This window comes from Escherichia sp. AM3 (genome assembly GCF_032029835.1).
GTDB lineage: Bacteria > Pseudomonadota > Gammaproteobacteria > Enterobacterales > Enterobacteriaceae > Escherichia > Escherichia coli.
Window position 1 is genome coordinate 1 of sequence record NZ_JAVUPQ010000962.1, and the last position, 273, is coordinate 273.

Below are 273 nucleotides of genomic sequence, written 5' to 3' on the forward strand. Positions count from 1 at the left end.
GATTCCGTCATTTCAAAATCAACTCTTCGCTGACATTCTCGCGGGAATAGAATCCGTCACCTCTGAGCATAATTATCAGACCCTTATTGCTAATTACAATTACGATCGCGATTCCGAAGAAGAGTCGGTGATTAACCTGCTCTCTTATAACATTGACGGGATTATACTTTCGGAAAAATATCACACCATCAGGACGGTGAAATTTCTGCGTTCAGCCACCATTCCGGTCGTGGAATTGATGGATGTACAGGGAGAACGGCTGGATATGGAGGT

At 44.0% G+C, this 273-nt stretch carries 1 pseudogene; it reads left to right on the forward strand.

Annotated features, from left to right (window positions below):
• A pseudogene (gene idnR / locus RTW80_RS29255) lies at positions 1-273 on the forward strand (DNA-binding transcriptional regulator IdnR); the annotation flags it as partial.